Raw genomic sequence first — 2,583 nt, forward strand, 5'->3', positions numbered from 1 at the left:
CCCTCACGCCCCACACCGCCGCTCCCACCTGCGCTTGCACCGCCGCTCTCACTACCCTCGCGCCGCCGCTCTCGCCTGCACCCCGCGACGCCGCTTCCAGCTCGCGCCCGTGTGGCGCCGCCTCCGCGCGGCGCCTTTCCTTCGCCCGCGTCCGCGCCGTCGCCCGCGAAACGGGCGTTGTCTAGTACTTGGAACACGAAAGAGTGCCCATGTAGCAGGAGGTTTGTCCTACTCTTGCCCGTGAGGTGGTGTGGCTCACGCTCTGGGTAACGGTCCCATCGCGGATCGTTGTCCGGACTTGACCTACCTCGGGGTGCACCCGGTATACGGGTCACTCGGACGAATGTCATCGAGGCGGAGGATTCGTTGGGGGGAGCGCCCGTGGCGGCGGCCGCCGGTGCACCTGAGGGTGCGCTCGGCAGGGTCGTCAGCCGGACCCTCACCGCGGCGCGGCACGGCCCTGTGGGCCTGATGCTGCGCGCCGCGGCGATGGCCGTCGCGGCCGTCGGCGTGGCATGGATCCACCGTGCCGGCGACCCCGGCGTGCTCTGCCCCCTCCGGGCTCTCACCGGAATCCCGTGCCCCCTGTGCGGGGGGACCACCGTGTTCATCGAGTTCGGTTCGGGCCGTCCAGCCCAGGCGGTCCTCGCGAACCCGGTGGCACTCGCGGGCGCGATCGGCATCGCCGTCGCGCCGCTTGGGCTGGGAGGACGCTGGTGGGCACTCCAGCCGAAAACCCGTGCCTGGATGCTCGGTGCCGCCCTCGTGGGGTCGGAGCTGTGGCAGCTCGTCCGGTTGGGTGTTCTGCGGGTTTGAGCCGCAATCCCTGCGTCGGTCAGACTTGCGGAGCCCTCCGGGTCCGGCGGGCGTCACATTACGACAGGGTCAATCAATAAGGAGCAAGTGTGGGTAACCCCTACGACCCGTACGGTCAGCAGCAGCCGGGCTATGGGCAGCAGCAGCCTGGGTACGGCCAGCCGCAGCAGCCCGGGTACGGTCAGCCCCAGCAGCAGCCGGGCTACGGCCAGCCCCCGGCGCAGCCCGGTTACGGTCAGCCGCAGCAGCAGCAGCCTGGTTACGGCCAGCCGCCGGCCCAGCCGGGCTACGGCCAGCCGCCTGCCGCGCAGCCGGGTTACGGCCAGCCGCCCGCGCCGCCTGCCGGCGGGCAGCCCGGCTACCAAGAGGTGCACCACCACCACTACGGCGCCGGCGGACAGTTGGCCGAGTGGGGCTCGCGGGCCGGTGCGACCATCATCGACGGCCTGATCATCGGCGCGCCCGTGGGCGTGCTCTACTTCATCGCCCTTCTCCTCATGGGGTCGGGCAACGGGGGCGCCGCGTTCATCGGCATCCTCTTCTTCCTGGTCGCCCTGGCCATCGGCATCGGCGGCGGGATCTGGCTGATCTACCAGGAGGGCACCACCGGCCAGACGATCGGCAAGCGCCAGATGGGCATCCGGGTGGTCAGCGCGCAGACCGGCCAGGTGCTCGGTTTCGGCGGGGCCTTCGTGCGGCGGCTCGCCCACGCCGCCGACAGCTTCGCCTGCTACGTCGGCTACCTCTGGCCGCTGTTCGACGAGCGCAAGCAGACGTTCGCGGACAAGATCTGCAACACCCTCGTCGTCCGCGCCTGACGGTCTCGAACGCGAGGAGCGGGGCGTCCCCCAAGCGGGGGGCGTCCCGCTCGGCGTTTCCGGACCCGCACCCCTTCGCGGGACGTTTCGGACCGCTACGGGACGGGGTCGAACGCGCTGTTGCAGGCGGCCACCAGCGCGCGCCGCACGGCCCGGTCGAGCAGCCGCAGAGCCTCACCCCGGCGACGCATCTGATCGGCGTTGAGGCCACGGTCATCCATCCGCCGGGCAAGGTCCACCACGCGGGACAGCCGCCCGGCGAGGGCCGCGACGCGGTGGGCGCGGGGCGGGTAGCCGGGGGCGAGCGGATGGTCGCCGCGGTCCGGATCGCGCAGGTCGGCGAGCGCGTCGGCGATCTCCGGCGGGGTGCCGGACAGATCGTCCACCGTCAGCAGCACCTCGGTCGCGTCGCGCATCGCGAGGGTCAGCTGCCGGTCGGCGTCCGCGAGGGACGGGACGTCGGGCAGCCCCGCCGAGGCGTCGCAGGTCGTCCAGCGCACCCCGACGTAGGACGAGCCGCGCCGGTCCTCGGCCGGGACCAGGCCCATGGCGCGGTCCCCGAGGACGGCGACGACGGCGGCCCCCGCCTCGATCGCGCCGCGGTTGAACTCCGGCGGGCCGGTGAGGCCGAGCGGGTCGCCCGCCTCGGGCAGGGCCAGCCGGAACGCGGTCATGCCGCCGACGCGCAGGTCGCCGAGCCCGCGGCGCAGCGTCACCTCGGCGGGCGCCCCGCCGAGGATCTGCGGCCCCGCCGACCGCTCGACCGCGTCGACGGCCTCGTCCAGGCCGACGTGCCCCGTCAGCCACGCATTGCCCCATGCGACCAGCGCGGTCGCCACGTCCTTACTCATCCCGTCCCCAACAATCCCCAATGGGCATGCGAACCACCATAAGCGTTCGGATCGCCGGTGCCACAGAACCGGGGGAGGCACCCCGGATGGGCGGGGCC

At 73.0% G+C, this 2,583-nt stretch carries 3 protein-coding genes; 2 read left to right on the forward strand and 1 reads right to left on the reverse strand.

All coding sequences use genetic code 11. From position 1 onward, the window contains the following. Positions 1–381: 381 nt before the first annotated feature. Both E1298_RS46050 and E1298_RS46055 read left to right on the forward strand, forming a co-directional pair. Complete coding sequence (locus E1298_RS46050; protein WP_243726251.1) at positions 382–816, forward strand: DUF2752 domain-containing protein; 435 nt, start codon at positions 382–384, stop codon at positions 814–816. Positions 817–905: 89 nt separating this feature from the next. After that, on the forward strand, positions 906–1,634 hold the full coding sequence (locus E1298_RS46055; protein ID WP_131903672.1) for an RDD family protein: 729 nt from the start codon (positions 906–908) through the stop codon (positions 1,632–1,634). Positions 1,635–1,729: 95 nt separating this feature from the next. Here the strand turns inward: E1298_RS46055 and E1298_RS46060 are convergent, their stop codons facing one another. Beyond that, positions 1,730–2,485: a hypothetical protein gene (locus E1298_RS46060; RefSeq protein ID WP_131903673.1), complete on the reverse strand. Its 756-nt coding sequence runs from the start codon at positions 2,483–2,485 to the stop codon at positions 1,730–1,732. Positions 2,486–2,583 lie beyond the last annotated feature (98 nt).

It is taken from the genome of Actinomadura rubrisoli, assembly GCF_004349215.1.
Classification (GTDB): Bacteria; Actinomycetota; Actinomycetes; order Streptosporangiales; family Streptosporangiaceae; genus Spirillospora; species Spirillospora rubrisoli.